The sequence below is a fragment of the Nocardia exalbida NBRC 100660 genome (assembly GCF_000308575.1).
GTDB lineage: Bacteria > Actinomycetota > Actinomycetes > Mycobacteriales > Mycobacteriaceae > Nocardia > Nocardia exalbida.
The window spans coordinates 1-25667 of sequence record NZ_BAFZ01000156.1 but is presented as its reverse complement, the minus strand read 5'-3'; the positions used below and the strand labels follow the sequence as shown (position 1 = coordinate 25667).

General features: G+C 68.0%; 25 protein-coding genes. 16 read left to right on the top strand and 9 right to left on the bottom strand.

Translation table 11 applies throughout. The features are described from left to right. Positions 1-336 precede the first annotated feature (336 nt). Positions 337-795 carry a DUF6463 family protein gene (locus ON29_RS30420; protein ID WP_040871598.1) on the bottom strand — a complete coding sequence of 153 codons (459 nt, stop codon included), beginning with the start codon at positions 793-795 and terminating at the stop codon, positions 337-339. A 50-nt stretch (positions 796-845) separates the two neighbouring features. Here ON29_RS30420 and ON29_RS30415 point away from each other — a divergent pair, with 50 nt between their 5' ends. After that, positions 846-1454, top strand: coding sequence for a TetR/AcrR family transcriptional regulator (locus ON29_RS30415; RefSeq protein WP_051175773.1), 609 nt, complete (start codon positions 846-848; stop codon positions 1452-1454). A 197-nt stretch (positions 1455-1651) separates the two neighbouring features. On the opposite strand, the gene ON29_RS30410 is transcribed toward ON29_RS30415, so the two are convergent. Further along, complete coding sequence (locus tag ON29_RS30410) at positions 1652-2509, bottom strand: MerR family transcriptional regulator (protein WP_051175772.1); 858 nt, start codon at positions 2507-2509, stop codon at positions 1652-1654. Positions 2510-2719: 210 nt separating this feature from the next. Here ON29_RS30410 and ON29_RS30405 point away from each other — a divergent pair, with 210 nt between their 5' ends. From ON29_RS30405 to ON29_RS30380, 6 genes are all read left to right on the top strand, one after another. After that, on the top strand, positions 2720-3214 hold the full coding sequence (locus ON29_RS30405; protein ID WP_040871626.1) for a DUF6764 family protein: 495 nt from the start codon (positions 2720-2722) through the stop codon (positions 3212-3214). 66 nt (positions 3215-3280) lie between these two features. Then, a complete protein-coding gene (locus ON29_RS30400; RefSeq protein WP_083864166.1) occupies positions 3281-4396 on the top strand; it encodes a polyprenyl synthetase family protein in 1116 nt (371 codons plus the stop codon). A gap of 15 nt (positions 4397-4411) precedes the next feature. Then, positions 4412-5947: a phytoene desaturase family protein gene (crtI, locus tag ON29_RS30395; RefSeq protein ID WP_040871597.1), complete on the top strand. Its 1536-nt coding sequence runs from the start codon at positions 4412-4414 to the stop codon at positions 5945-5947. Continuing rightward, positions 5944-6885 carry a phytoene/squalene synthase family protein gene (locus ON29_RS30390; protein WP_373283945.1) on the top strand — a complete coding sequence of 314 codons (942 nt, stop codon included), beginning with the start codon at positions 5944-5946 and terminating at the stop codon, positions 6883-6885. Before crtI ends, ON29_RS30390 begins: the two co-directional genes overlap by 4 nt. A 114-nt stretch (positions 6886-6999) precedes the next feature. Next, positions 7000-7581 (top strand): TerD family protein, encoded by a 582-nt coding sequence (locus ON29_RS30385; RefSeq protein WP_040871596.1) that lies wholly within the window; start codon positions 7000-7002, stop codon positions 7579-7581. A gap of 96 nt (positions 7582-7677) precedes the next feature. Further along, a complete protein-coding gene (locus ON29_RS30380; RefSeq protein ID WP_040871595.1) occupies positions 7678-9027 on the top strand; it encodes a family 1 glycosylhydrolase in 1350 nt (449 codons plus the stop codon). 49 nt (positions 9028-9076) lie between these two features. Here the strand turns inward: ON29_RS30380 and ON29_RS30375 are convergent, their stop codons facing one another. Then, positions 9077-9904 carry an SDR family oxidoreductase gene (locus tag ON29_RS30375; RefSeq protein ID WP_051175771.1) on the bottom strand — a complete coding sequence of 276 codons (828 nt, stop codon included), beginning with the start codon at positions 9902-9904 and terminating at the stop codon, positions 9077-9079. A 133-nt stretch (positions 9905-10037) separates the two neighbouring features. Between ON29_RS30375 and ON29_RS30370 the strand changes: the two genes are divergently transcribed. Both ON29_RS30370 and ON29_RS30365 read left to right on the top strand, forming a co-directional pair. Then, on the top strand, positions 10038-11714 hold the full coding sequence (locus ON29_RS30370) for a glycoside hydrolase family 13 protein (RefSeq protein WP_051175770.1): 1677 nt from the start codon (positions 10038-10040) through the stop codon (positions 11712-11714). Positions 11715-11874: 160 nt separating this feature from the next. Beyond that, a complete protein-coding gene (locus ON29_RS30365; protein WP_040871593.1) occupies positions 11875-12765 on the top strand; it encodes a manganese catalase family protein in 891 nt (296 codons plus the stop codon). An 88-nt stretch (positions 12766-12853) separates the two neighbouring features. On the opposite strand, the gene ON29_RS30360 is transcribed toward ON29_RS30365, so the two are convergent. The 4 genes from ON29_RS30360 to ON29_RS30345 all read right to left on the bottom strand — a co-directional run bounded on the left by ON29_RS30360 (position 12854) and on the right by ON29_RS30345 (position 17651). Continuing rightward, positions 12854-13417, bottom strand: a complete 564-nt coding sequence (locus ON29_RS30360) for a hemerythrin domain-containing protein (RefSeq protein WP_040871591.1) — start codon at positions 13415-13417, stop codon at positions 12854-12856. Between the two features lie 96 nt (positions 13418-13513). Then, positions 13514-14812, bottom strand: coding sequence for an FAD-binding domain-containing protein (locus ON29_RS30355; RefSeq protein ID WP_040871589.1), 1299 nt, complete (start codon positions 14810-14812; stop codon positions 13514-13516). A gap of 163 nt (positions 14813-14975) precedes the next feature. After that, positions 14976-15659: a TetR/AcrR family transcriptional regulator gene (locus ON29_RS30350; protein WP_051175769.1), complete on the bottom strand. Its 684-nt coding sequence runs from the start codon at positions 15657-15659 to the stop codon at positions 14976-14978. A gap of 180 nt (positions 15660-15839) precedes the next feature. After that, a complete protein-coding gene (locus ON29_RS30345) occupies positions 15840-17651 on the bottom strand; it encodes a CocE/NonD family hydrolase (RefSeq protein ID WP_040871587.1) in 1812 nt (603 codons plus the stop codon). Between the two features lie 261 nt (positions 17652-17912). Between ON29_RS30345 and ON29_RS30340 the strand changes: the two genes are divergently transcribed. Beyond that, positions 17913-18569 carry a maleylpyruvate isomerase N-terminal domain-containing protein gene (locus ON29_RS30340; RefSeq protein WP_040871585.1) on the top strand — a complete coding sequence of 219 codons (657 nt, stop codon included), beginning with the start codon at positions 17913-17915 and terminating at the stop codon, positions 18567-18569. 3 nt (positions 18570-18572) lie between these two features. Here the strand turns inward: ON29_RS30340 and ON29_RS30335 are convergent, their stop codons facing one another. Beyond that, a complete protein-coding gene (locus ON29_RS30335; protein WP_051175768.1) occupies positions 18573-19796 on the bottom strand; it encodes a cytochrome P450 family protein in 1224 nt (407 codons plus the stop codon). Positions 19797-20082: 286 nt separating this feature from the next. Here ON29_RS30335 and ON29_RS30330 point away from each other — a divergent pair, with 286 nt between their 5' ends. Then, on the top strand, positions 20083-20439 hold the full coding sequence (locus ON29_RS30330) for a nitroreductase/quinone reductase family protein (protein WP_051175767.1): 357 nt from the start codon (positions 20083-20085) through the stop codon (positions 20437-20439). A 72-nt stretch (positions 20440-20511) separates the two neighbouring features. Here the strand turns inward: ON29_RS30330 and ON29_RS30325 are convergent, their stop codons facing one another. Beyond that, positions 20512-21132: a TetR/AcrR family transcriptional regulator gene (locus ON29_RS30325; protein WP_040871584.1), complete on the bottom strand. Its 621-nt coding sequence runs from the start codon at positions 21130-21132 to the stop codon at positions 20512-20514. 238 nt (positions 21133-21370) lie between these two features. Between ON29_RS30325 and ON29_RS30320 the strand changes: the two genes are divergently transcribed. The 5 genes from ON29_RS30320 to ON29_RS30300 all read left to right on the top strand — a co-directional run bounded on the left by ON29_RS30320 (position 21371) and on the right by ON29_RS30300 (position 25476). Further along, on the top strand, positions 21371-22297 hold the full coding sequence (locus ON29_RS30320) for a metal-dependent hydrolase (protein WP_040871583.1): 927 nt from the start codon (positions 21371-21373) through the stop codon (positions 22295-22297). A gap of 11 nt (positions 22298-22308) precedes the next feature. Continuing rightward, complete coding sequence (locus ON29_RS30315; RefSeq protein WP_040871581.1) at positions 22309-23469, top strand: hypothetical protein; 1161 nt, start codon at positions 22309-22311, stop codon at positions 23467-23469. A gap of 149 nt (positions 23470-23618) precedes the next feature. Further along, complete coding sequence (gene msrB, locus ON29_RS30310) at positions 23619-24074, top strand: peptide-methionine (R)-S-oxide reductase MsrB (RefSeq protein WP_040871580.1); 456 nt, start codon at positions 23619-23621, stop codon at positions 24072-24074. Beyond that, positions 24071-24586: a peptide-methionine (S)-S-oxide reductase MsrA gene (gene msrA, locus ON29_RS30305; RefSeq protein WP_040871578.1), complete on the top strand. Its 516-nt coding sequence runs from the start codon at positions 24071-24073 to the stop codon at positions 24584-24586. The genes msrB and msrA overlap by 4 nt, the downstream gene beginning before the upstream one ends. A 293-nt stretch (positions 24587-24879) precedes the next feature. Next, complete coding sequence (locus ON29_RS30300) at positions 24880-25476, top strand: DUF2165 domain-containing protein (RefSeq protein ID WP_085994970.1); 597 nt, start codon at positions 24880-24882, stop codon at positions 25474-25476. The last annotated feature ends 191 nt before the right edge of the window (positions 25477-25667 follow it).

Below are 25667 nucleotides of genomic sequence, written 5' to 3'. Positions count from 1 at the left end.
CGGCCGGTCCAGGGTCCACCTGCGCCGAAGCACACAGCGCTCCCTCGTGCGGCGCCGACAAGCCCGCCCCCGGCAGCCGCGGGCCCGCGGCGCAGGCACCGGCACTCCCACTGCAAATACTGGCGCCGCCACCTGGCCGGTCGGCACCGAGTACGAATACACCGGCCGGTGCGCTGGTTCCTCCTGCGCCGGGACCGGCCGGGGCCACCCCGATCGTGCCCTCCAGGTAGCCGGGGAAGGGGCTGGTCGTCGACCGGGATGATCAGCCCTGTCGCAGTGCGGCGGGCAGGTCGGTCGTCGGCGTGTACCGCCAGGCCGTGAAGCGACACGCACAGGTCAGCCTCGCATCTCCGGACTCGCCGCCGACACGGTCGCCGGTCGATTATTCTTGCGCGCCGCCACGATGACGAGCACCCCGGCGATCATGCCGACGAAGAACGGGGACGGCACCAGAAGGACGCCCCCTAGCGCACACCATGCCGCGAGGCCCCAGCCGATACCGGCGGGCACGGGCACACCGCGCCCGGCGAGATGCCAGATCAGCAGACCCAACAGGATCAGCGGGATGGCGAAGCAGCCCGGACCGGCCCAGAATGTGACCTTGTTCTGTAGCGACTCCGTCGTCTGTACCGCATCTCCGTCCGCGAGCGTGAGCGGGACGGCCGCCCATATCCCCCGATCGACCCAGCCGGTGATGTTCGCCCAGGCGGTGAGCGCCAGCAAGAACATGTGCCCGGTACTCAGTACGAGCATGATCGCGGCGGCCCAGCGGAGCAACCGTTTCCTGGTGTTCATCGTGACCTTCCGATGGTGCTGTGCGGCACCTTTTGTACGGTGCCGTATAGATGATTTGTACGGTAACGTATAGAATCAGCGCGATCAATGGAGGTGGCCAGATTCCAGCCGTGCCCCGCACCACACGAGCCCGCTGGGTCGAGGCGGGCCTCGAGGCCCTTGCCCGCGGAGGTCCCGAGGCCGTCCGCGTCGAGACGCTCGCCGCTGAACTCGGCGTCACGAAAGGCGGGTTCTACGGGTACTTCGACGGCCGTCCCGCGTTGCTCACGGCGATGCTCGACGAGTGGGAGCGCCGGTGCACGACAGCGGTCATCGCCCAGACCGAGGCAGAGGGCGGCGATGCCGCCGAGCGGATCCGCCGCGCGGGACAACTGACCTTCGCGGAGGACCTGCACCGCATCGATATCGCGGTGCGGGCTTGGGCGCGCCACGACGAGTCCGTCGCGGCGCGCCTACGGCGTATCGACAACGAGCGAATGGACTTCCTGCGCACGATGTTCGGAGCTTTCGTCACCGACCCCGACGAGATCGAAGCGCGAAGCACCCTGACGTTCGCCCTCGCGATCGGCCGCCACTTCATCGTCGCCGACCACCCCGGGTACAGCAAACGCGAAGCCGTCCAGCTCGCCGGGGAATACCTTCTGCGCCCACCACAGTGAACTGCCGAAAGGCCGCGTTCGATGAAGGCGGTTGCTGCCGGTAACCAGATCCGGTGCGCGGTCTCGGCCGTCCCAGTGGCGGACCCCGGCGATGACGCACGCGACCGCTTCCCTGGAGCGGATGACGCAGGCTACCTCCGATGCGGCCGCGTCGGCGCTGCGAGGTGAACGGTTCGAGACGCCGGTGGCGAACGCGTTCACCCGGCGGCGCGCCCGAGCTCGCACAGAGTCGCGAGGGCGTCCTCCAGCGTGCGGACGTAGGACACCTCGGGCGGCAGCCGGACCGCGGACCAGCCCGGTCCGGCGACCAGCATCCGTGCCGCGGTCCGGCGCACGGCACGGATCGTTTCCGGGGTGGCGGTGGCGGGCACCTGTGACCAGAGCGTGAGCACGCACGGGCGGTCGTGGTGCGACAGGGCGTCGGTCAGGGCCGCGTCGGGCACCGCCGCGCCCAGCAACAACGCCACCACACCCCGCTCGGCCAGCGCGGCCCGCAGCACCTCCAGGGGCAGCACGTGGTACTCCCCCGCGGTACAGGAGAGCAGAATCGGCGGTTGGGAGCGCGGGCGGCGCACCGGCGGGAACATGCGGTGCAGGCCGGCGATCACCGCCCAGGACAGCAGATGCTCCACGTCGATCAGGCCCTCGCCGCCGGCCTGCCCGCTGACGATCGTCGCCAATGCCGGACGGCACAGCCGGTTCCAGGTCGCGACGACACCGTCGTGTGCCAAACCGGCCATGACCTCGGTGAGCGCGAGATCGGGTTCGAGCCGTTCGGCCGCCGCCAAGAGGGCGCTGCGACCCGCCGGCCCTTCCGGAGCTTCGGCGCGTGCTTGCCGTGCCGCACTGGCCGGTGTGGCGCCGGCTCCGACGAGTTCGATCATGCGCCGCAAGGCCGCGATATCGGATTCGGAATAGCGACGGTGTGCGCCCGGCCGGTGTCTCGGCGGGCCGATCGCGTAGCGCTGATTCCAGCTGCGCAGGGTGGCGATCGGAATGCCGAGCCTGGCCGCCACCGCGCCCACCGTGTAGCGAGCGGATTGCTCGTCAGCCATCGCCGCACCGCGTGTGCTGGTCACGGTTCGGAGTGCCGGGTGAGCTGTCAGGCCACGCGCTCATGACGCCGCGGGCCGAGCGGCTATCCGGCGGCCTCCGCATCAGCACGTCCTCCGCTCCTTTCGAAAGAATCAATCGATGCATCGATTTTGCATCATTAGAAGCGTAGTGTGAAGCCCTGTAAGCCAATGCTCCCGAAGGAGAACGCCATGAACCGACTCACCCTCACGCGCTCGATCGGGTTGACGGCCGGTGCGGGCGCGGCCTCACTGGGCCTGCTGTTCGCCGCACCCGCCGCCACCGCCGCCCCGGCGGGGTGCCCCGCTCCGGGCCTCGCGGCGACCCAGAACTCCGACAGTGGCGCCTCGTGCTCGGCGACCAGCAGCGCGGGCGGCGCCGCAGCCGCGTACGGCTTCGATGGAAAGGCCAGCGCGGATGCCGCGCCGACCAGCCTCTCCCTGGCGATAGCGCAGAACGGCGGCGTCGCCACCTCGAACTCGGCGGCACTGTCCGGCCCCGCCGCGATCGCGCTCGGCCCCGGCGCGACGGTCACGACGACCGGCGTGCACCCGGGGTTGTCGATCGGAATCGCAGGCCCCGGTGCGACGGTCTCGGTCACCGGCGTCTCGACCCCGACATGTAGCGGCGGTTTCGGCTTCGCGGGTGACTTTCAGACCTGGCAGGGCTGCTTCTCGCCTCGATAGTGCATCATTATGAGTAACCTTGCTGAAGTAGAAGTAGTCGCCCGAGGCGTACGAAGGGGATCGGGAATGAGCGTCGTGTCGTCCGAAGTCGCGACCGATTCGGTCAGGGAGTTTCCGGTGCTCGGTACCGCGCCCGCTTTCTCGCTGTGGCGGGACGCGGTGCGCCGGGAGGTAATCGACGAGATCGGTGATTTTCTCGTGCGGGCGTGCCCTGCCGCGCTCACTCGCCTGGGTGCGCAGGACGTTCTGCGCCAATACGCCCTGGGCGGCAAGTGCGTGCGGTCGACGTTCATGTACCTCGGCTGGCTGTGCGGGGCGCCGGATGACCCGGCAGCCCTGCGCGCGGCGGCCGGTCTGGAACTGCTGCACGCGTTCGCGCTGTTGCAGGACGACGTCATGGACCGGTCCGCGACGCGTCGCGGCGCCCCGTCCGCGCACGTCCGCTTCGCCGCGGCGCACCACGGGACCGGTGCGCCCGGCTCCTCTGTCCGGTACGGCGAATCCGCCGCGACACTCCTCGGGGATATGTGCCTGGTGTGGGCCGAGCAGATGCTCCGGGAAAGCGGGCTCGCCGAGTCCACGCTCGCGCGGGTATGGCCGCGCTACGACGGCATGCGGGTGGAGCTGGCGACCGGACAGTTCGCGGATCTGCTCAATGACGCGCGCCTCGAGCCGGCGCTGGACTCGGTCCTCGCGATCGCACGAGCCAAATCAGGCAACTACACCGTGCGACGCCCGTTGGAGATGGGCGCGGCGATGGCCGGCTGCGGCGCGACCGTGGTGGACGCCCTGGGCCGGTACGGCGCCGCGATCGGCGAGGCGTTCCAGTTGCGCGACGACGTTCTCGGCATCTTCGGGTCGCAGGCCGTGACCGGCAAACCCGCCGACAGCGACCTCGCCGAACGGACGGCGACCAGCGTTGTGGTCCTCGCGCGCGAACTCGCGACCTCGGCGGCGCGGGCCGAACTGTCGGATCTGCTGCATCGTCCCCGGCTCGGCGCCGACGAGCTCGCCCGCGCCCGAACGCTGATCGCCGAATCCGGCGCCCCGGCGAGGATCGAGACGATGATCGCCGAGCTGGTCGACAGCGCACACGGCGCGCTGGACGCCGCGAACTTTCCCACACCGATGCGTGCCGCCCTCGCGCACATGGCAGCCGCCTGCACCGAACGCGTCGCCTGACAGGAGGTCGAACCGATGCGCACCGTCGAAGGCACCACCGACCGAATCGTGATCGTCGGGGCGGGTTTGGCGGGGTTGTCCGCAGCCCTGCACCTGGCCGGCCGGTCGCGCGAAGTGATCGTGGTGGAACGCGACTCGGTACCGGGCGGACGAGCCGGGCACGCGGAGGTCGCGGGCTACCGGTTCGACACGGGCCCGACGGTCCTCACCATGCCGGACATCGTCGAGAGTGTCTTCGCCGCCGCCGGAGCGCGGGCTGCCGACCATGTGCAGCTGATACCCGTGGAACCGGCGTACCGGGCGCATTTCGCCGAGGGCCGGACGCTGGAGGTGCACACCGACGCCGAGCGGATGCAGGAAGAGATCCGCCGGTTCGCCGGGGCCGGCGACGCCGACGGTTATCGCCGTCTGCGGCACTGGCTGACGCGTTTGTATCGCGCGGAGATGGACCGGTTCATCTCGGCGAATTTCGATTCGCCGTTGTCGATGGCGACTCCCGCACTGGCCCGGCTGCTCGCCGCGGGCGGTTTCGGGCGGTGGGATGCCGCTGTCCGGCGCTACATCCGCGACCCGGAACTGCGCCGTGTCTTCACCTTTCAATCGCTGTACGCGGGCGTCGCGCCCAGCCGGGCGTTGGCGGCCTACGCGGTGATCGCCTACATGGACACCGTCGGCGGGGTGTTCTTCCCGCGCGGCGGCATGCGTGCGCTTCCGGATGCGCTGGCGAGCGCGGCGGCGAATGCCGGTGTCCGCTTCCGCTACGACACCTCGGTCACCGCCCTGGACCGCGCGGGCTCGCGGATCACCGGCGTGCTCACCCAGGACGGCGACCGAATCCCCTGCGACGCCGTGGTGTTGACGACCGAACTACACGAGGCGTACCGCCTCGTCGCGCGGGCGCCGCGGCGTCCGGTTCCGCTGACCTCCGCCCCGTCGGCGCTGATCGCCCATCTCGCATGCGCGCCCGCGGCCGGAATCGCGCATCACAGCCTGCTGTTCGGGGCCGCCTGGGGGGAATCGTTCGACGACATCATCGTGCGCGGACAGGTGATGCGCGATCCTTCGCTGCTGGTCACCCGCCCCACCGCTACCGATCCGGCTACGGCTCCGGCAGGACGGGACCTGCTGTCGGTTCTCGCGCCGGTGCCGAACCTCGAACGCCGCCGGATCGATTGGCAGCGAGCGGGCACCGGCTACGCGGACCAGATCCTGACGATCGCTCAGCAACGACTCGGCGCGCGACTCGGCGATGTCGAGGTCCTGCGCGTCGACACACCCGCCGACTGGGCGCGGCGCGGCATGCGCGCGGGAAGCCCGTTCGCGCTCGCGCACACCTTCACCCAAACCGGTCCGTTCCGGCCGGCCAACATGATCCGCGGTATCGACAACGTCGTCTTGGCCGGGGGCTCGACCGTGCCGGGAGTGGGGATTCCGCCGGTGCTGATCTCCGGGCGGCTCGCCGCGGATCGCGTCACCGGCCTCGAGCCGCAAGGGCACCGGCGCACCGTACCCCTGCGAACCGCGCTCGGCACCAGCCGAATTGATCGATGACACTGATCGGAGCCGAGATGACCCGCACCGCCCCCGAAACCGGAATCAGCGGCCCGGCTTTGCACCGGTCCTACCGGTACTGCCGACAGCTCAACGCACGCCACGGAAAGACCTTCTTCCTGGCGACCCGATTGCTCGCGCCCGATCAACGCCCGGCGGTGCACGCCCTGTACGGATTCGCGCGCCGAGCCGACGACATCCTCGATGAGTTCGACCCGCGTCGCGAACCCGCCGAAAGGGCCCGGCAACTGGACGCACTCGCCGTGCACTTCCGCGATCGTGACGCCGACGCCGACGCCGTGCTTCCCGCGATACTCGACACCGCCGATCGCTATCGCATTCCAGCGGCCCTGTTCGACGCGTTCCTCGCCTCGATGCGGATGGATCTGACGGTGACCGGCTATCCCGACCGCGCCGCACTCGACACCTATATCTACGGTTCGGCCGAAGTCATCGGTTTGCAGTTGCTCCCGGTCTTGGGCGCCACCTGCGCCGACGAGGCCGCACCCCATGCCGCCGCACTCGGTAAGGCGTTCCAACTGACCAACTTCCTGCGCGACGTCGCCGAAGACCTGATGCGTGGCCGGGTCTACCTGCCCACCGACGAACTGGCCGCGTTCGGCGTCGACCGAGATCTCCTGCGCTGGTGCCTGACACACCGGCGCACCGAGCCCCGGGTCCGCGAAGCCTTGGCGGCGCAGCACGCGATCACCCGTGATATCTACCGTTTCGCGCACGCCGGAATCGCTCTGCTGCACCCTCGTTCCCGCCCGTGCGTCACTACGGCGACCACGCTGTACGCGGAGATACTCGACCGCATCGAGGACAGCGATTTCGCGGTGTTCGACCGCCGCGCCACCGTGCCGAACCGGCGGCGGGCACAGGTCGGCGCGACCGGCCTGGTCAAGGCCTGGTGGGCACGCCGCGTCGAGCGGTGATCGGTCCGGCGCGCAGGTGGCCGGATAGCGTGCCGCGACGAGTCCGGACAGCCGTGAGCAGCCGCGGTTTTCGTCATCGCGGGCGCGGCGGCGCCGCGTCAGTATCCTGATGTCGTGATTACGCTCAGAAAAGAAGACGGTGCCGCGGACCTCGCGGGGATCACGAAGTTGAGTGTGGGGGTGAGCTGGGATCCGTCCTCCGGCACCAGCGGCGGCGCGCTCGGCTGGGCGCGCCGCAAACGCGGTGTCGACCTCGATCTGGTCGCCGTTCTCATGCAGGGCAGCGAACCGGTGCGCTTCGCGGGACTCGATTCGCTCGACCCACTGGGCAACGGCTCGGTCGCGCACACCGGCGACGAGCAGACCGGCGCCGCCTCCGGCGATGACGAGACCATCCATGTCACCTTCGCCGACGTCCCCACCGCGATCGACGCCATCATCTTCGTCGCCGCCGCCTTCAAGAAGGGCAGTTCCTTCGACAAGGCCAACAACATCTCCTTCAAGGTCTACGACGCCACCGGCGGCAACAGCCAGCAGGTCGCCGACATCTGGCCGTCACTGCTCGGCACCGACAACGCCAATGCGGTGGCCCGCGCCTTCCGCAACGGCGACCAATGGCAGCTCGAAGTCCTCAACCGCCAAGGCAAGATCAAACAAGGTGACATGCAGGCACTTCTGCGCTTCGCCATGCAATAGCGACGGCAAACCAGGGGCCGGGATCGTCCGCGTCTTCGAATCGCGCTGATACGCGGATTCCGCCACTCGGTGGACTGCCCCAGTTACTCTGGGCCAATGCGATCTCGGTTCCGTCGGTACGTCCTGGCCGCGCTCGCCGGCGCGGCATCCACGCTGTTGCTCGCCACGCAATCGCCGGCCATCCCGCCCGTACAGCCGGTAGCCGGCCTACCGGCGCTGGGCGGGGATTTCCTCTGGGGCGTATCGACTTCTGGTTTCCAGTCCGAAGGCCATGCGCCCGACAGCAATTGGACGCGGTACATCGGGGCCACCCCCGGATACGACGGCCTGGGCGATTCGGTCGACTTCTACGGCCGATACGCGTCGGACATCCAGCTCGCCGCGGACCTCGGTGCGCGGGTGTTCCGGATCGGAATCGAGTGGGCCCGACTGCAACCCGCGCCGGGAGTTTGGGACGACGGCGCATTCCGTTTCTACGACTCCGTCATCGGCGCCGTCGAGCAGGCCGGGATGCGACCCATGATCACGCTCGATCACTGGGTGTATCCCGGCTGGGCCGCCGACCGAGGGGGCTGGCGCAACCCGCGCATGGTCGACGACTGGCTGGCCAACATGCGCGCCGTCGTCGACCGCTACGCCTCCCGCAACCCGTTGTGGGTGACCGTGAACGAGCCCGTGGCCTACATCGTGCACGAGGTCCGCAGGGGCGCCGCGGACTCCGGCGAGATGCTGAACCGGGTCGCACAGGTACACAACGCCGCCTACGACTACATCCATCAGAGGCAGCCGGGCGCGCAGGTGACCAGCAATGTGGGCTACGTCGCCGGCTCGGAGGCGCAGGTCAACGGCTCGCTGATCGATCGCATCGCCGATCGCCTCGACTACGTCGGCGTCGACTACTACTTCGCCTTCGATCCGGCGCAGTCGCTGATCGAGTCCATCGCGCGGGCCAGCGGTTCGGCGATGCCCGACCTGCCCGGACCACAGATCTGGGACCTGCCGTTACGTACGGAGGGCATCTACTACGCGCTGCAATACTATTCGCGCCGGTTGCCGGGTAAACCGCTCTACATCGTCGAGAACGGGATGCCCACCGAGAACGGCCGCCCCCGCGCCGACGGTTACACCCGCAGCGATCACCTCCGCGACACCGTCTACTGGATCCAGCGCGCCGCGGCCGACGGCATGAACATCATGGGATACAACTACTGGAGTCTCACCGACAACTACGAATGGGGCAGCTACACACCACGATTCGGGCTCTACACCGTGGACGTGCGCACCGACCCCGGCCTCACCCGCCGCCCCACCGACGCCGTCGGCACCTACACGCAGGTGATCGCCGGGGGCGGAGTCCCCGGCGACTACCGACCCGCCCGCGGCCCGGCCCTCTGCGTGTTCGTCGATCCACCCGCCAGCTGCCTTTCCCCGGTAGCGGAGCGGTAGCAAGTCCCGGCGCCGGCCCCGCCGCGGAGAGGAACAGCCGGATCAGCGGTCAGGGCGTACGCCATTTCTCGTCGGTCAGCAGGCTGCTCGCCTGCGGGCCCATCAAGAGCATGCCGCCGTCCACGACGTAGGACGCGCCGGTGACATAGCTTGCCTCCGGTCCGGCCAGAAACGCCACCACGGCGGCAACCTCTTTGGCGTGACCGGTCCGCCCCAGTGGTACGCCGGGGCGGGACTGCTCACGCGGATCGACGTCTTCCTGACCGGTCATCGGTGTCGAGATCTCGCCCGGCGCGACCGAATTCACGGTGATGTCGTATTCGGCGAGTTCCTGCGCCAGGACTTTCGTCAGCGCCCCCAGACCCGCTTTGGCCGCGCAATACGGCGCGGCGCCGACGCGCGGCGCGTGCTCGTGCACACTGGTGATGTTGATGATCCGGCCACCGCTGCCGGCGGCGATCATGTGCTCGGCGGCGCGCTGGGCGCACAGGAACGCGCCGTCGAGGTCGACCGACAGCACGTGCCGCCAGGTGTCGAAGTCCATCTCCATCACCTTTTGAGCCGATCCGGTACCTGCGCAGTTCACCAGCACGTCGAGGCCGCCTAATTCGTCGGCGAGTTCGTCGACGACCGACGCGGCGGACGGCAAGTTCGCCAGGTCGAGGCGGCGCACGGCGGCGGTCCTCCCCTGTTCGCGCACTTGCGCCGCGGTGTCCTCCGCGCCGCGCCGGTCGCTGTGGAAGGTCAGACCGACGTCGGTCCCGCCCGCGGCGAGCGCGACCGCGATCGCCGCACCGATCCCGGAGTCTCCCCCGGTCACCACGGCTCGCCGCGGAGTGCCTGCTCGATCTTCCGGAAGTGGAGCTGTAGTAGCCATGTTCCGCGACTACCCGGCCGGGCACCGACCACACCCGCGGCCGCGGCCACCCCTGCCAGCCCTCGGACACGCGACGTTACGACTTTCGATTCCGGGTACCCGACCTGCAGCGAACCGAGAGGAGAGCGTGACGATGGCTGCGGATGCCCCTTGGTGGCGCGACGCCGTGATCTACGAGATCTACATCCGAAGCTTCTGCGACGGTAACGGCGACGGCGTCGGCGATATCGCCGGTATCCGGTCTCGGCTGCCCTATCTCCGCGACCTCGGGGTGGACGCGATATGGATAACTCCCTGGTACCCGTCGCCGATGGCGGACGGAGGCTATGACGTCGCGGACTACCGCGACATCGATCCGCGCTTCGGCACGCTGGCGGACGCGCAAACGTTGATCGAACAAGCGCACGCGCAAGGCCTGCGCGTCATCGTGGATCTGGTCCCCAATCACACCTCGGCTCGGCACCCCTGGTTCGAGGAGGCGCTCGCGGCCGGGCCGGGTTCGCCGGAGCGAGCCCGCTACCTGTTCCGGGACGGCGCGCCCTCCGGCGGTCCGCCCAACAATTGGCGAAGCGTGTTCGGCGGCCCGGCGTGGACTCGGGTGAGGGACGGGCAGTGGTATCTGCACCTGTTCGACGTGCACCAGCCGGACCTGGATTGGGCGCATCCGGATGTCGGTGCCGAGTTCGAGTCGATCCTGCGTTTCTGGCTGGATCGAGGCGTGGACGGCTTCCGTGTCGACGTGGCCCACGGGCTGGTCAAACACGCCGATCTGCCGGATATCGAGACCGATCACGAGGACATGATGGAACCGCCGGATCGGACCGGCCACCCGCACTGGGACCGGCCGGAAGTGCACGAAATCTACCGCGGCTGGCGCGAGATCGCGGATTCCTACGGGCCGGATCGCGTCTTCGTCGCCGAAGCGTGGGTGGCCAAACCCGAGCGCCTCGCCTGCTACGTGCGTCCGGACGAACTGCACACGGCGTTCAACTTCGACTTCCTGCGGTGCTCCTGGAATGCCGCCGCGCTGCGGGCCGTCGTCGATTGCACGACCGAAGCGCTGGAGGCGGTCGGGGCCCCACCGACCTGGGTGCTGTCCAACCACGACATCACCAGGCATGTGACCCGCTACGGGCGGGCGTCCACCCGCGGTGGCGGTTCGCACCACGAACCGCACGGCCCCGTCGATGTGGCGCGGGGGCGGCGGCGCGCGAGGGCGGCGTTGCTCCTGATGCTCGCGCTCCCTGGCAGTGCGTACCTCTATCAGGGCGAGGAACTCGGCTTGGAGGAGCTCGAGGATCTTCCCGTGGAGGTGCTCGAGGACCCGACCTGGGAGCGCTCGGGCCACACGGTGCGCGGTCGCGACGGGTGCCGCGTCCCACTGCCGTGGAGCGGGTTCCGGCCCCCCTTCGGGTTCGGTCCGGACGGCACGCCACCTTGGCTGCCACAGCCCCAGCACTGGGTGTCATCGACAGCCGAACTCCAGATGCGGGAACAGGACTCGATACTGGACCTCTACCACAAGGCGCTGCGTCTGCGCCGCGACCATCCCGCGCTCGGGGAAGGCGCTTGGTCGTGGTTGCCCAGCGATCCAGGGGTGCTGGTCCTGCATCGCTCCCCTGGCCTGGTCTGCGTGGTGAACATTTCGAGCGCGCCGATCGCGCTGCCCCCGCACGAGCTGGTCTTGCTGTCCAGCGAGCCTCGCACGTCGGACGCCCTGCCCCCTGACAGCGCGGCTTGGCTCGAGGTCACCGACCACCCAGACGCCCCGGCGATCGTCCGGAACGGGTTCGAGCAGCGCCGTATGTAGGTGGTCGGATCCCCTTTCCGCCGCTCGTGTCGTTGCGAACGCCCGGGTGCCGGAGCCCGTATCGTCGCCAGCGAACACGTAACTCATCTCTTGCTCGTCCTGCGCTGGATCAGGCACTGGAAGCCATTTCGAACAGCCGACCGTACTGGTAAGGAGAGCGATGTTCACACACAACAAGGATTTGCAATTCGAAGTTCGCGTGGACCGGCCCGATCCGCGTTTCGCGACTCTGCTGCAAGAGCAGTTCGGCGGCGCCAACGGCGAATTGAAGGCCGCCATGCAGTATTTCAATCAGGCCTTCCTGCTGCGCGGTAAGCATCCGAAAACGTACGACCTGTTCATGGACATCGCCACCGAGGAACTCAGTCACCTCGAGATCGTCGGCGCCATGATCACCATGCTGCTCGACGGGCTCAACGACGATCTGAAGCAAGCCAACGAGCGGTGCGACTGGATGCCGATGGTGTCCACCTCCGACGGACGTGACCAGGTGATCCATCAGGCCGCGGCCAATCCGTTGTACTTCGCGCTGAGCGGGGGCGGCCCGGTGGTCACGAACGCCGCGGGCGTGCCGTGGTCGGGTTCGTACGTCGACGCCAACGGGGAACCCTCGGTCGACCTGCGCAGCAATCTCGCGGCGGAGTCTCGCGCCAAGATCGTCTACGAGTATCTCAAGCAATTCACCGACGATCCCGGCGTGCAGGACACGCTTTCGTTCTTGATGACCCGCGAGATCGCGCACTTCCAGCAGTTCACCGCCGCGCTGAACGAATTGCCGGTCAACTTCCCGCCGGGAGCACTGCCCGGCGACGACCGGTTCCAGAATGTCGCGTTCAACATGTCCAACGGCGCCGCGAGCGCCCGCGGCCCCTGGAACGAAGGACAGGGACCGTGGCCCGCGGGCACGGAATGGCGCTACATCGACAATCCGGTCACCGAATGGCTCGACTCCGACGAGCGAGTGAATCACGGCGCCGAGACCAACCCGGAAGGCGAGCCCGCGGTCCAAGGCACCAAACCGTTCACCCATGAACTGCACATCCCGGACTGACCTGCGATATGCCCGACCGGCAGGCGGGCGTCCGACGACGCGGCGCGCGGCACCTCGGGGCCGCGCGCCGCGGGCATTCATGGCGGGATCAGTGCCTCGGCCTGCTGATCATGTCTTTGGCTCGGTCCATCATCGCGGCGAACGGACCGACCAGCACGTTCGCCGTGGCCGATTCCACGCCGGGATGCGGCCGGGTCGGCGCCATCGTCTCGGCGAGTTCGACCGTCTTACGCAATCGCCGCAGGGCTTCGTCGTCGAGTTCCTCGCGCAGCCGAGTGAATTCCTCGCGTTCTTCGTGGTCGGCGTGCACCAGCACCGCTTCACGCAGTTTCGCCAGCCGCACCTGGAATTCCATCGAGCTGATGTCGAGCGATTCCATCTCGGCGAGCTGTTTCTTCGCCTTGTTCTCCTCTTCCAGCCGTGCGTCGACGATGGACGCGCCATCACCGATCTCCCGCCGGGCGCGCGGGTGGATGATCTCTTCTTCGGCGGTCTCGTGCACGGCGAGCAGGCGCCGCAATTCGAAGAACTTGCTCTCCCGCTCCACGGGATCGGAGGTGTCGGCGGTCTCGATGAACAGTTGCTTGATCCGGCCGTGCTGATGGATGAGGAAATCGATCGCGTCGGTGGTGGAGTCGATCGTGGTTGCCATAGTTGATCTCCCCTCGGGCTCTCGAGTCGGGCTGACGAACTACGTCCGTCGCGGCGGTACCCGCCGGCGAGCACGCGAAACCGGCGGACCGGGCGGTCAGTTGCTGGTGGTGCCCGTGATGGGAGCGGGATAGACCGAGGTCGGCACGCTATGGCGCCACGGGCGATGGATCTCCGAACCCGGCAGCGAAGCCAGTTCCGGTATCCAGCGCCGCACATAGTTACCGTGCGGGTCGTAGCGTTCGGCCGTGCCGAGGGCTCCCCGGTACAAATGCCCCGCCTGCTGCCAGGTGCAGCGGTCGCTCGCTGCGTCGGCATCGAGCAGCCACCGCCGGAAATGGTCGGCGCCGACTCGCCAGTCCACCCGCAGCGTCGTGGTCAGGAAACTGGCGGCGATCGCCCGGGCGCGTTCCGGCATCCATCCCTGCGCGGCCAATTGCCGCATGCCCGCGTCGACGATCGGGTATCCGGTACGGCCGTCGCACCAGGCACGGGCCGCGACCGGATCGTGCGCCTGCGGGTCACGTGGCCGGTCACCGGACCGCGCGATGCCTGCGCGGGCGGCGAGGAACTGGAGCCGGAAATCGCGCCGGGCGAGCAGACGGACGAAGGCGCGTCCGTCCGCCGTCGTCATGTCGGTGCGATACACCATCTCGGCCGCGGAAAGGCAACCGAAATGCAGGTAGGGCGTCAGGCGGGAACATCCCTCCCGGGTGAGGTCGCCGCCGGAGGGGTCGCGTGGTTGTTTCCGGTCGGCGGTGCAGCCCCGCCACAGCGCGCGACCGGTGATCTCGCCGCCGACGGCCAGCTGCGGTGAGACAGCGGCGTCGCCGAGTTCGTCGAACTTCGGTACGGGATCACTGTCGACGCGCGGAACGATCAACTCGGTGGGCGTGTCCAGCGGACGCCGCTTGGGAACCTCCAGCCACCGGCGAAAGTAGGTAGCGAAGTCCGGAACCGGGTCGTTCGGTCCGCGCGAGGCGCAATCGAACGGATCGACGGCGGTGAGGGTGGCGGAATGGGTGTGCAGCAGGCAGCTGCGTCGCGCCAGCCGTTCGCGCAGCGCTCGTGCTCGGCACCGGCCGTACCAGGTGGCGTCGTCGGCGATGTGGACGCTGTCGGCGTGCACCTGTGCCGCCACCCGATCCACCGCCTCGACGTAGTCACCGTGCCGGATCACCAGTTGCCCTCCGGCGCAGCGCAGTTCGGCATCCAGTTCGGCCAGCGCGGCGGAGAGGAAGCGCAGCTGATTCCCGGCCGGATGGGCACTGCCGACGATCCGGTCGTCGACGACGAAGAGCGGAACCACCCCGGCCCCCTCGCGCACCGCGGCCAGTAGGGCTGGATTGTCGTGCACGCGCAGGTCACGCGTGAAAAGTGCGATTGTTACGGCCATTCGATGGTCATTTTCGACGACAGGCGTCCGTCGCGATCGACGACGGCGATATCGGACATTCGGCTGCGGTGCCACGCGGATGCGGGCAGGTATCGGAGTAAAATTCTTTACGCCAATGCTGCGGGACGGTGACTGTCGTGTCAAGCCGGCCGACGTGATCGCCTCAGCGTTCGCGGAACAGATCGGTGAGCCAGGGTTCCAGGTCGGCGCTGAGCGCGGGCAGATCCGGTGCGTCCGAGTCGTCGAGCGCGTCGGCGGTGAGTTGGCGAACGGCGTAGACCACGCCCATGTAAGCCGTGACGGACAGCAATGGTGGCCGATTGCCGGTCGCGGCCTGCACCAGACCGCGAATGAACTCGGCGAACAGCCGGATCGAGCGCCGTCTGCGCAGCCGCACCGCAGGCCCGAGCGCGTCGATCTCCACCTGGTAGGCACGAGCGACGACCAGGTCGTTCTGCAGGGAGCGAAGGTATCGACCGAGCGCGTCCGCGACGATGGACCGGCGGTCTCGGCCCCTGATGTCAGCGCCGGTCAGCTGGGTCAGCAGCACCTGGATGAAGCGATCGTATCCCGCGAAGACACATTCGTCCTTGTTGGCGAACGCGTCGTAGAAGGCCGCGAGCGAGACGCCGGCCCGCTTCGCGACGTCGGTGGGCCCGAATCCGGCATAACCGCGAGCGGCGAGCAATTCGGTGACCGCGGCCAGCAGCCGTTCCCGCTGGGCCGCCATCACCTGCTCGCGCCCCAGATTGTGCCGACCGCGCGGCAATGCCGCCGGAAGCGTGAAGAACACTCCGTCTCGCACCGGAACGATCGGTGCGCCGGCGTCGGCGGGTGCGGCGGACACCTCTGCAGACTACCGAGCCGGCCGCGGCCACGCGCCAGGGCCGCTGCGACCGACGCCGGTCGCGTCCGACTCCGGCGCTCCCAGCGGCGCTGCGCTCGACCGCCGATCGCACGGGACGCCCCCGGCCGTCACCTCGGACGTGGCCCGGAACCCTTGGCTGCCCCGGGCCACGCGCAGCGGTCAGCCGAGCGGCAACTCCAGGCAGGAGGGAGCGCCATCCGGGGAACTGATGGTGATCCTCGCGCCGACACTGTTGGCGCTGGAGTACAAGGGATCCGAGCCGTCGATGACCAGCATCAACCGGTGACCGTCCGGCACGTCGTAGGCGGCCGCCTGCAACTCCCACGAGACGGTGGCGGGCAGGTCCGACTCGATGGTCTTCGGCTCGTGCGTCACGATCGTCGCCGAGCCGTCCTCGTGGACATCGAGCAGGTAGGCCACCACGGTCGCCGATTCGTCGGTGCTGTCCACGGTCACCTGTAGCCGGGGGATCCCTCGAATCTGCCGCGCTACACCATCGCGCACCGCGAGCAGCGGCCCCGTCGACCAGACCAGGGCGTGGGTGCGGTCGATCTCGGCGGGCCGGTAGATCTTCGGGTTGCCCGCCCACTCCTGCTGGCCGGTCACCATGAGCTTGTCCATGGCGACGACCTCCGGCTGCTCGCCCACGATGAAACTGCGTTCCCAACCGGAAGCGACGTCGGGGCCCAGCGCGCCGTCCCCACCCTCGCGCTCATCGGTCAGGGCCAGTGATTCGCCGTCGGTCGTGACGTCGGCCCACGACGCCTTCTCCTCGCGGCGCGCCGGCTCGATGATCACGTTCTGATCGTTCCCGGAGCCCGGCGTGGTCACGTAGGTGAACATGACCTGATTGCTGATCTCCGGCCACTCGTCGACACCGTTCTGCTCGTCCTTGAGGTAGTGATCGAGCCAGGCGTACGCCTCGAGCAGCGGCACGTTCGGCCCGGCGCCGGCCGCGGGCGGAGCGATCAAGCCGGGACCTTCCGGCGCGGCGTGGTCGCCGATCCACATGTTCAACCGTTTCCGGCCCGGGATTTTCTCGAAGGTCTCCAGAACCTGGTTGACCGGGAAAAGGCCCTCGTGCCAGGTGTTCGAGAAGAAGGTCGGAACCTTGAGGGAACCGACGTAACTTTCCGGAGCGCGTTCGGTGCCCCAATCGACCACCGGGTCCATGTCGTCGCCCTCGGCGAATTTCGCCAGGATCTCCAGCGCCTCTTCGTCGAACTTGTCCTCTTCGGCTCCGCCGGTCAACCCGATCAGCGCTTCGACCGCCCTGAGGTGGCGGGTGCCGTTGTCGTACAAGCTGGTGGCGAGGTTGCCCCAGGTACTCAGGGCGACGACGACGTTCACCCGGGGGTCGTGCGCGGCCACGATCTGGCTGATGCCCGAGCCGTACGACTCGCCCATGAAGGCGACGCGGCTGGGGGCTAGCTCATCGATCGCGTAAGTGAGCACCGTGGAACCGTCCATCCGGTCCAGCGGACCGGCCACGTCGACCGTGCCTTCGGACGTGCCGAACCACGGTATGTTCGTCCCCGGCAGGGCGGACAAGCCGATGCCGCGCGGGGTGTACGCCAGCACGTGATAACCCTTGGACGCCAGCACGAGGTAGGCGTACTCGAACAACGGCCACCCGAACGGGGTCCATCCGGCGGGAACGACCACCAGCGGGCACGGCCGGGTGGTGGTCTGCCGCAGCATGTGCGCCGAGAGCCCGACTCCGTCCGACGCCTCGATGCGCGGAAACGACGGCACGGCAACGTTCAGCGCCCGGCTCACCAGGTCCGCCACGTCGTCGGGCACCAACCCCTCGCCACTGCGGTTCCGCACCGCGGTCACCAGGTTCGATGCGAACTGCACTGCTTCCGGGCGCACCTGCCCCCGCGCGTCCCAAGCTCCCTCGACGGCGATCCGCGAGAGCTGTTCGGACGTGGTCCCGACGATCGGATCTCCCTGCGACATAGACGTCATCGATCCTTCCGTGCCAGTTTGCTGCGAATTTGCGGACTGCAGCAGCGTGACATGGCATGTGATCAGTTGTCCCAGGAATCGCCGATGCGTTCCTCGTTCGCAACAGGCCGATGACCTGCGGAAACGTTGCAAGATTCGACTACCCGGCCGCAAGTGCGCCTGCTTCGCTCCGCCACCGTGAGCTGCCGATCTCGGCCGCTCGGCGAACCCGGAGCGCCGAATCCGTCGCGAGCCGCGCCGCACACTGCTAGCTTCCGGGCCGTGGATGACTTCTCACGCTCCTGGACAGCGTTGCGCACGGCGGTCGCCGACCTTTCGGACGAGGATTTCGCGCAGCCGTCCGGCTGCACCGGCTGGCTCGTGCGAGACCTGGTGTGCCATCTGATCATCGACGCCCAGGACATCCTGATCACCCTCGTGACCCCTGCCGAAGCCGAACCGACGCGCGACGCGGTGACCTACTGGGAGGTGGCCGATACGGCGCCGACCGGCGACGACCCGCTCGACGCGCTGATCGTGCGGCTGGCCGCGGCGTACCGGGAGCCGCGGTTGCTGAAAATTCACTTCGAGGACGTCGGCTCCGCCGCCGGGCGCGCGGCCCGCCTCGCCGACCCCGACCTGCGGGTCGGCACCCGCGATGAGGTCCTCACCGCGGGCGACTACCTGTGCGCGTACGTCCTGGAGAGCACCTTGCACCACCTCGACCTGATCGCGCACGTCCCTGGCGCGACCGAGCCGCCCGCGGCGGGTCTCGGCCGATCACGGGAGATGCTGGAGAAGATCGCCGGGGCCGCGTTCCCCCTCTCGTTCTCCGACACCGACGCGCTGCTGATCGGCACCGGTCGACGGGCGCCGACCGAGACACAGACGGCCGAACTGGACGAGCTCGCCGCGCGGCTGCCGTTCGTCCTCGGGTGAGCGCTACCGCGCCGCGCCACCCAATTTGACCGGCACGGACAGCGGACCGATGGTGAAGAAGGACGGCGAGTACGGGATGTCGGCGGGGTCGACGGCGAGTTCGAGGTCCGGCAGCCTCCGGTAGAGCGAGGCGAGCGCGAGCCTGCCTTCCAGACGGGCCAGGCCCGCGCCGATGCAGTAGCGCGGGCCGTGGCCGAACCCGAGATGTCCGCCCCGCTGCTCGCGGGTGATGTCGAATTCGTTCGCGGTCTCGCCGTATTCGGCGGGATCGATCCCGCAGGCCTGGTAGGCGACGCCGACCGCCTTGCCCTTGGGAATGGCCACGCCGGCCACCGTGACGTCGGTCAACGTGAACCGCCAGCTGGTCATCATCACCGAATGCCGGTATCGCACAGTCTCTTCGACCACGTCGGCCCAGCGATTCTCGGCCTTGGCCAGCGCGAGCTGATCGGGGTGTCGCGACAGCGCCAGGATGGCGTATCCGAGCATGTGCACGGTGGTTTCGTGGCCCGCGACCAGCATGATCCACAGGACGGCGACCAGTTCCTCGGCGGTCAGCTTGTCGCCCTCGTCGCGGGCTTGCACCAGGCCCGTGGTCAGGTCGTCGCCCGGCTGCTGCTGCTTGCGATCCGCCAATTCGTACAGGTACAGCATGAGCGCGTTCTGCGTCGCGAACGCCTCTTCGGGCGGAGTGGTGTGCGCCAGCAGAGTCGCGGTCCAGCGCCGCAGTCGATCCCGCTCGTGCTCGGGCACGCCGAACAGTTCGCAGATCACCGCCATCGGCAGCGCTTCGGTGAAGGTGGGCACCAGGTCGACGCCGTCACCGGCGGCCACCACCTCGTCCAGCAACCGGTCGATGATCTCTTGGACCCGCGGCTCCAGCGCATTCACCCGGCCAGGCGTGAATGCCTTGCTGATCAGGCTGCGAAGCCGCCGATGGTCGTCACCGTCCTTGGTGGAAAGGTGATCGCCCTGCACGATGGCGCGCAGGGGCCAGTCCTCCGGAATGGAACCGTCGTACAGGGCCGGCCAGTGCTTGGGTTCCCGGGCGAACGTCTTGTTGTCCCCGGCGAGGATCTCGCGCACCGCGTCGTGCGTCAGCGCCAGGTAGGCGGGCACGCCGCCGGGGAACTCCACCTCGACCACCGGCGCGATCTCCCGGAGCCGGATGCAGGTGTCCAGCAGATCCTCGTCCGGGGCGGGGAATGCGGGCAGGCTGGTTGTCATGGGGGAATTCCCTTCTGCGCGTGAACCCTTCAGCCGTCGTAGGGACGGTCGTGCACGAGTATCACGGCGCGTTCGGCCGCGCAGCCGAGCAACGGACGGATCCTGCCTCCAACCAGAACTCGAGCGTCGGAAAACGAAATTCCGGACCTGTCGAACAGCGAGTGCCGGTCGGCAGGGGCGAGGGCACGTCGACCGAACGGCCGTCCCCGCCGGCACGGCCGAGAACCGGTGTGGCGGTTAGAGTGGCGTGTTCGGATTTGTCCGCGGGACCGGCCGGGAGGAAATTGTGGAACCGAAGACGGCGCTGGGACGCACCGTGGGAGCGCTGAACACGGGGGTGGCCTCCCTCCTCGACGTGCCGCTGCTCGGGCGGCTGCTGGGCAAGGGATTCGTGGTGATCACCTACGTGGGGCGGCGATCAGGGCGGACGTTCAGCACGCCGGTCAACTACCGGCGCAAGGGAGACGAACTCGTCATCGGGGTCGCCATGCCGGACAAGAAATCGTGGTGGCGGAACTTCCTGGACGATGGCGGCCCGATCACCCTGCGGCTCGACGGCGCTGAGCGGCACGGGCACGCGGTAGCGCAGCGCGACGAACGCGGGCGGGTGCTCGTGAAGGTGCGGCTGAACGACGCGACCTGATCGCCGCATCTCCCCCGCCGGCATCGGAAGCAAGCGTGACGCGGCCACCCCGAGGGGTGCCACTTCGCGGCGCTAGACGCTCGCGGACGGCTTCAGCTGGGCGACGATCGCGGCGCCCATCCAGCGTCGTAGATACCGCCGCAGCTCCTCCTCGCCGCGGGGTGGATTGCCCGGGGAGATGAAGAACGACTGCATCGTCCGCAGGACGTATTCGACGAGCTCGTGCAGCGACTCGTCGTCGTAGCCGTACCGCCCCCAATCGACGTCGAAGCGTTTGATCATCGTCATTCCGAAGGCTTGCGCCTCTTCGGACGTCAGGCTTTCGGGGTGGACGTTCGAGTAGGTACTCGACAGCAGGATGCCGAGATGAGGTGTGCGACGCACTTCGGCCAGGGTGTACACCACTCCCTCGGTCATCGCTTCCACCGCGTCCTCGATACCGCTGACGTGTCGCGCCAGCCGATCGAGGAAACCGTCGACCGACGCGATCGCCGCGGCCGTCATCAGCGCGTCGGCACTGGGAAAGTATCGGTAGACCGTCTGACGGATGACGCCCAGCGCCTCCGCGACGTCGGCGATGCTGATCTCCGACCCCGTCCGGCCGATCAGGTCGACGGCGGCGGCGACTATGCGACGAGACGCCTCCTCGTCGTCTTTCGGCGGGCTCCCGCCCCACCCGCGCCTTCCTGCCACTGCCCGCTTCCTGGACTCGACGCCTGTCGCTTGCGAACCCGCTGATCAGAGAGCCTGCCGACACCCCCGACCAAGGGCTCGACGGTATCACAAGCGGTGCCGACGACCGTCCCGCGATTCGAGCATCAATTCTGATCATACACAAATGCCGCTGTGTGTATGATCACGTCCAACGTGGCTCGGCGGCGCCGGAAGACGCCGCCGGACCTGTTCGATCCGAAAGACGAGGTACAGCCCAGTGACCGATCTTCAAGTCCGGAAGATGCGCTTCGCGTTCGCGGACTACGACGTGCCCTTCTTGTGGAACGAGGAGAACCCGGCCTTCTCCTCGATGGCCAATGCGGTGTCCATCCTGGCGATCGGCTTCGAGAAGATGATCGTCAACATGATTCGGGAGGCCATGCCCCTGATCACGGATCCCGAGGTCGCCGAGGAAGCCGACGCGTTCGTGCGGCAGGAAGGCCAGCACTCCACCGCGCACCGCCAACATGCCAACGCCCTGATCCGGCGATACCCGGGGTTGCAGGAGACGCTCAACGAAGTGATCGCGGAATTCGACCGCCTCACCGTGAACACGTCGGTCGAATACCGCCTCGCCTACACCGCCGATCTGGAGGCGACCTTCACCCCGGTGTTCAAACTGATGCTCGACAACGACGCGACCCTCTTCCGGCCGGGCGACGACCGGGTCGCGTCCCTGTTCATCTGGCATTTCGTCGAAGAAGTCGAACATCGCAGTTCGGCGCTGATCATCTTCGACTCCGTCGTCGGCAGCGACGTGTATCGGATGCGCATGGCGCCGTCGATCTTCCGTCACGTGCTGAAGGTGATCAGGGTGGCCTGCGCGGGCTTCAACCGGCACGTCCCGCTGGAGGAACGGAAGGTCGACGCGTTGTCGATGTTCGCGTCCTACCGTCGCAAGCAGAAACTCCGCACGTGGTTGCCGTTCCTCCGGTCGGAGGACCACGGTCCGATGCCGCGGGCGTTCGACCATCTCCCGCTCCGTGAGCAACTCGTCGCGTTGGCGGGCGTCGTGCGCAGCCAGCTGCCCAAGCACAACCCGGACCACGAGAAGCTGCCCGCGCTCGCGGACGTGTGGTTCCGGCGCTACGAGGACGGTTACGACGTCTCGCACTGGTACACCGCCGGCACGGTCGCCCCCTAGGAGCCGGACCGATGGCTGATCATTGCGCACCCACCTTCGACCGGCTCGCCACGGCGCTCGGCTTCTCGTGCGAGCAGGCAGGCGGACCGGTCGAGGTGCGAAACCCCTTCGCGTTGGAGAACTGGACGTTGCCCGTTCTCGAGGTCACGATCGTCCTGGGCGCGGTACTCGCGCTGATCTACGCGATCGTGCGGTTGCGCCGCCACGGAGATCCCACCAACCTGGTGCTCTGGTTCGGCGCGACCGCGTACCTGTTCATCATCGAACCCCCGCTGTACTTCCCGGCGGCCTTCGGCATCGACGAACACGTGGACACGATGTTCGCGCACAACTTGTTCACCGTGGAATTCCTCTGGGGCCGATTACCGCTCTACATCGTCGCGATCTACCCGTTCATGGCCACCCTGGCCTTCGAGATCGTCCGGATACTCGGAGTCTTCCGGCAGCACGGGGTGCTCGTCGGGTCCGCTTGCGTGGGCTTCGTCCACCATGCGTTCTATGAGATCTTCGACCATCTCGGCCCGCAGCTGCGCTGGTGGGAATGGTCGATCGACAATCCGATCAATCAGCCGATGTTCGATTCGGTGCCACTGCCGAGTGTGGTCGTCTTCGCCGCCCTGTGGCCGATGTCGCTGGCGTTCTGTGTCCAATGGTTCGTCGGCCGCCACGTCGATCAGGGGCAGACGTTCTCCGGGGTGCAATTGGTCTGGCGTACGGTCGTCATCGGCGTGCTGGCATCGTTGGGCACAGGCGTGTTGCCGATACCCGCAACGGTATTCGGCATGGGGAGTACCGCCGTGCGCGGAGCGCTCTACGCCGCCGAACTGGTCGTCGTCACGGTCGTCGCCGTCCTGATTCTCACCCGCCGATGGCTTCGGCTGCGGCGCGACGGCGCGGACAGCGCGCCCTATTCGAACGATTTCGTCCGTATCTACAGCGTGGTGTACCTGGGCGTGATGGCGTTGCTCTGGGTGACCGCATTGCCCGATTTCTTCGGTGCCGTCGACGGCAGGACGAGCGAGGGAGACCCGATCGGGAATCTCTGGTACACACTCGCCTGCTTCGTGGTCGCGATTCTCTGCGTGATCGCCGTGTTCACGGTGCCACGGCGGAAGACCGCGGCAAGCGCGGTTGCCACCGCTCCGGAAACAGCCGCGAGTCCCACGGCGTAGCGGGTCGGCGAGGAGGCTGAGCCGCTGGTAGCGACTGGGCTCGCCCGCCCTGCCGGGCGGGCGAGCCGGTCGGAGTGTGACGCCCGGCTCGCCCGGGATTTTCCGGGACTGCGCCGGGGTTGTACGTGGGGCCGATATGAGGAGGTCATGTGGCACGGGAGTACAACCGGAATCCCGCGGCGGTCGCCGCCCTGTCCCCTGAGCAGTACCACGTCACTCAGGAGAACGGGACCGAGCGGGCGTTCACGGGCGAGTACTGGGACAACCACGAGCCGGGCATCTATGTGGACGTGGTCTCCGGTGAGCCGTTGTTCGCCTCGGTCGACAAGTTCGACAGCGGATCGGGATGGCCGAGTTTCACCAAGCCGATCGACGCCGGGAACGTGGTGCAGAAGCGGGACTTCAGCCATCTGATGGTCCGCACCGAAGTGCGTTCGGCGCACGCAGACAGTCATCTCGGGCATGTGTTCACCGACGGTCCCCGCGAGGCGGGCGGCTTGCGGTACTGCATCAACTCGAAAGCGCTGCGGTTCATCCGCCTCGACGACCTCGAGGCGGAAGGCTATGGGCAGTACAGGACTCTCTTCGCGAAGGAGGAGGCGTGAGCGACACGCGGAAGGCCATCCTGGCCGGTGGATGCTTCTGGGGCATGGAGGACTTGATCCGCAAGCAACCGGGGGTGGTGTCGACACGCGTCGGCTACACCGGTGGGCGCAACGACCATCCCACGTACCGGAACCACCCGGGCCATGCGGAGGCCGTGGAGATCGTCTACGACCCGGCCAGGACGGACTATCGGGAACTGCTCGAGTTCTTCTTCCAGATCCACGATCCCTCGACGAAGGACCGCCAGGGTAACGACATCGGGACCAGCTACCGTTCGGCGATCTTCTATCTCGATGAGGATCAGAAGCGCGTCGCCTTGGACACCATCGCCGACGTGGACGCCTCCGGGCTGTGGCCCGGCAAGGTGGTCACCGAGGTCACCCCGGCGAGCGAGTTCTGGGAGGCCGAGCCGGAGCATCAGGACTACCTGTTGCGCTACCCGGACGGGTACACCTGCCACTTCCCCCGTCCGGGCTGGAAGCTGCCGAAGCGGCAGACCACCGCGCAGTAGGACGCGCGGGCTCGACGGCGCCGCGCCCCGGTAACCGCCGACACGTCCGAGCCGAAAGTATGCGACTGCGCCACCCTCCCGGGTGGCGCAGTCGCCGCGTTCCGACCCGCGCCGCGGAACCACCGGGGCGGAGGCGGATCGTCGTTCCATCCGGCGGACGGAAAGATTTGCGGTAGAGGGTTTTCGACCGGCTCCGACTCCCCCGCCATGGGGAGAAGACGCATGCGTACGCCGATATGATCGTCGGCGCCTAAATGTCCGGACCTTCATGCCAGTCGACCCGAGGTAGGCAGATGACGCGCAGCGGCGCAAGGTTTCTCGATGTGGTGGGTAGCCGCCGGATGGCGGTGGCGACACTGGCCACGATCACCGGCTTCTACTACCTGTTCGTCGCGTTCACCAACTGCGTGGACACCGACACCAATCGCAAGGGGGTCGCCGCCGTGCTGTCGATGAAGGCGACGATCCACAATCCGGGAACGGACTGGCGCGCGATCACCAACGGCAACGTCGCGCTCGTCGCCTACATTCTGGTTGTGATCTGGGAGTTCCTCATCGCCTTCGTGCTGCTGGCCGCGGGAGCCGCGTGGGTCCGGGTGCTGGCCGGACGACCGCGCCGGCTTCGAGCCGGCCTCGATACGGCCGTGCGGCTGTCCAGCCTGGGCTGGACCATGGCGGTGCTGCTGTTCCTGGGCGGGTTCCTGACCGTCGGCGGCGAATGGTTCCGCATGTGGGCCAACGACGATGTGAACGCGTCCTCGGCCGCGCTGCAGAACTTCCTCATCGCGGGCATCGGCCTGATCCTCGTTCACCTGCCCGACGCTCAACATAGCCCCGGGCCCGAAAGCGTCTCTACGGCGACGCAATCGGACCAGGTTCTGCCGCGATAAGCGGTCACCGGCGCCCGCGTCAGCGACCGTTGCGGTCGAGTTCGCTCAGCTGCTTCTGCAGGCGTTCGAGGGCAGCGCGGATCTCATCGATCTGCCTGTTCAAGTCGGCGATCTTCGCTTGATCCACCGGCGGCGGCCCTTGCGCCTGCGGTTGCCCCGACGGCGGCGCCACCGGCTGCTGGCCGGGTGGC

What these genes read in the sequence shown, in the direction of transcription:
- ON29_RS30420 (WP_040871598.1), bottom strand. Translation starts at nt 795, where the DNA reads ATGAACACCAGGAAACGGTTGCTCCGCTGGGCCGCCGCGATCATGCTC.
- ON29_RS30415 (WP_051175773.1), top strand. Translation starts at nt 846, where the DNA reads ATGATTTGTACGGTAACGTATAGAATCAGCGCGATCAATGGAGGTGGC.
- ON29_RS30410 (WP_051175772.1), bottom strand. Translation starts at nt 2,509, where the DNA reads ATGGCTGACGAGCAATCCGCTCGCTACACGGTGGGCGCGGTGGCGGCC.
- ON29_RS30405 (WP_040871626.1), top strand. Translation starts at nt 2,720, where the DNA reads ATGAACCGACTCACCCTCACGCGCTCGATCGGGTTGACGGCCGGTGCG.
- ON29_RS30400 (WP_083864166.1), top strand. Translation starts at nt 3,281, where the DNA reads ATGAGCGTCGTGTCGTCCGAAGTCGCGACCGATTCGGTCAGGGAGTTT.
- crtI (WP_040871597.1), top strand. Translation starts at nt 4,412, where the DNA reads ATGCGCACCGTCGAAGGCACCACCGACCGAATCGTGATCGTCGGGGCG.
- ON29_RS30390 (WP_373283945.1), top strand. Translation starts at nt 5,944, where the DNA reads ATGACACTGATCGGAGCCGAGATGACCCGCACCGCCCCCGAAACCGGA.
- ON29_RS30380 (WP_040871595.1), top strand. Translation starts at nt 7,678, where the DNA reads ATGCGATCTCGGTTCCGTCGGTACGTCCTGGCCGCGCTCGCCGGCGCG.
- ON29_RS30375 (WP_051175771.1), bottom strand. Translation starts at nt 9,904, where the DNA reads ATGGCTACTACAGCTCCACTTCCGGAAGATCGAGCAGGCACTCCGCGG.
- ON29_RS30370 (WP_051175770.1), top strand. Translation starts at nt 10,038, where the DNA reads ATGGCTGCGGATGCCCCTTGGTGGCGCGACGCCGTGATCTACGAGATC.
- ON29_RS30365 (WP_040871593.1), top strand. Translation starts at nt 11,875, where the DNA reads ATGTTCACACACAACAAGGATTTGCAATTCGAAGTTCGCGTGGACCGG.
- ON29_RS30360 (WP_040871591.1), bottom strand. Translation starts at nt 13,417, where the DNA reads ATGGCAACCACGATCGACTCCACCACCGACGCGATCGATTTCCTCATC.
- ON29_RS30355 (WP_040871589.1), bottom strand. Translation starts at nt 14,812, where the DNA reads ATGGCCGTAACAATCGCACTTTTCACGCGTGACCTGCGCGTGCACGAC.
- ON29_RS30345 (WP_040871587.1), bottom strand. Translation starts at nt 17,651, where the DNA reads ATGACGTCTATGTCGCAGGGAGATCCGATCGTCGGGACCACGTCCGAA.
- ON29_RS30335 (WP_051175768.1), bottom strand. Translation starts at nt 19,796, where the DNA reads ATGACAACCAGCCTGCCCGCATTCCCCGCCCCGGACGAGGATCTGCTG.
- ON29_RS30315 (WP_040871581.1), top strand. Translation starts at nt 22,309, where the DNA reads ATGGCTGATCATTGCGCACCCACCTTCGACCGGCTCGCCACGGCGCTC.
- ON29_RS30300 (WP_085994970.1), top strand. Translation starts at nt 24,880, where the DNA reads ATGACGCGCAGCGGCGCAAGGTTTCTCGATGTGGTGGGTAGCCGCCGG.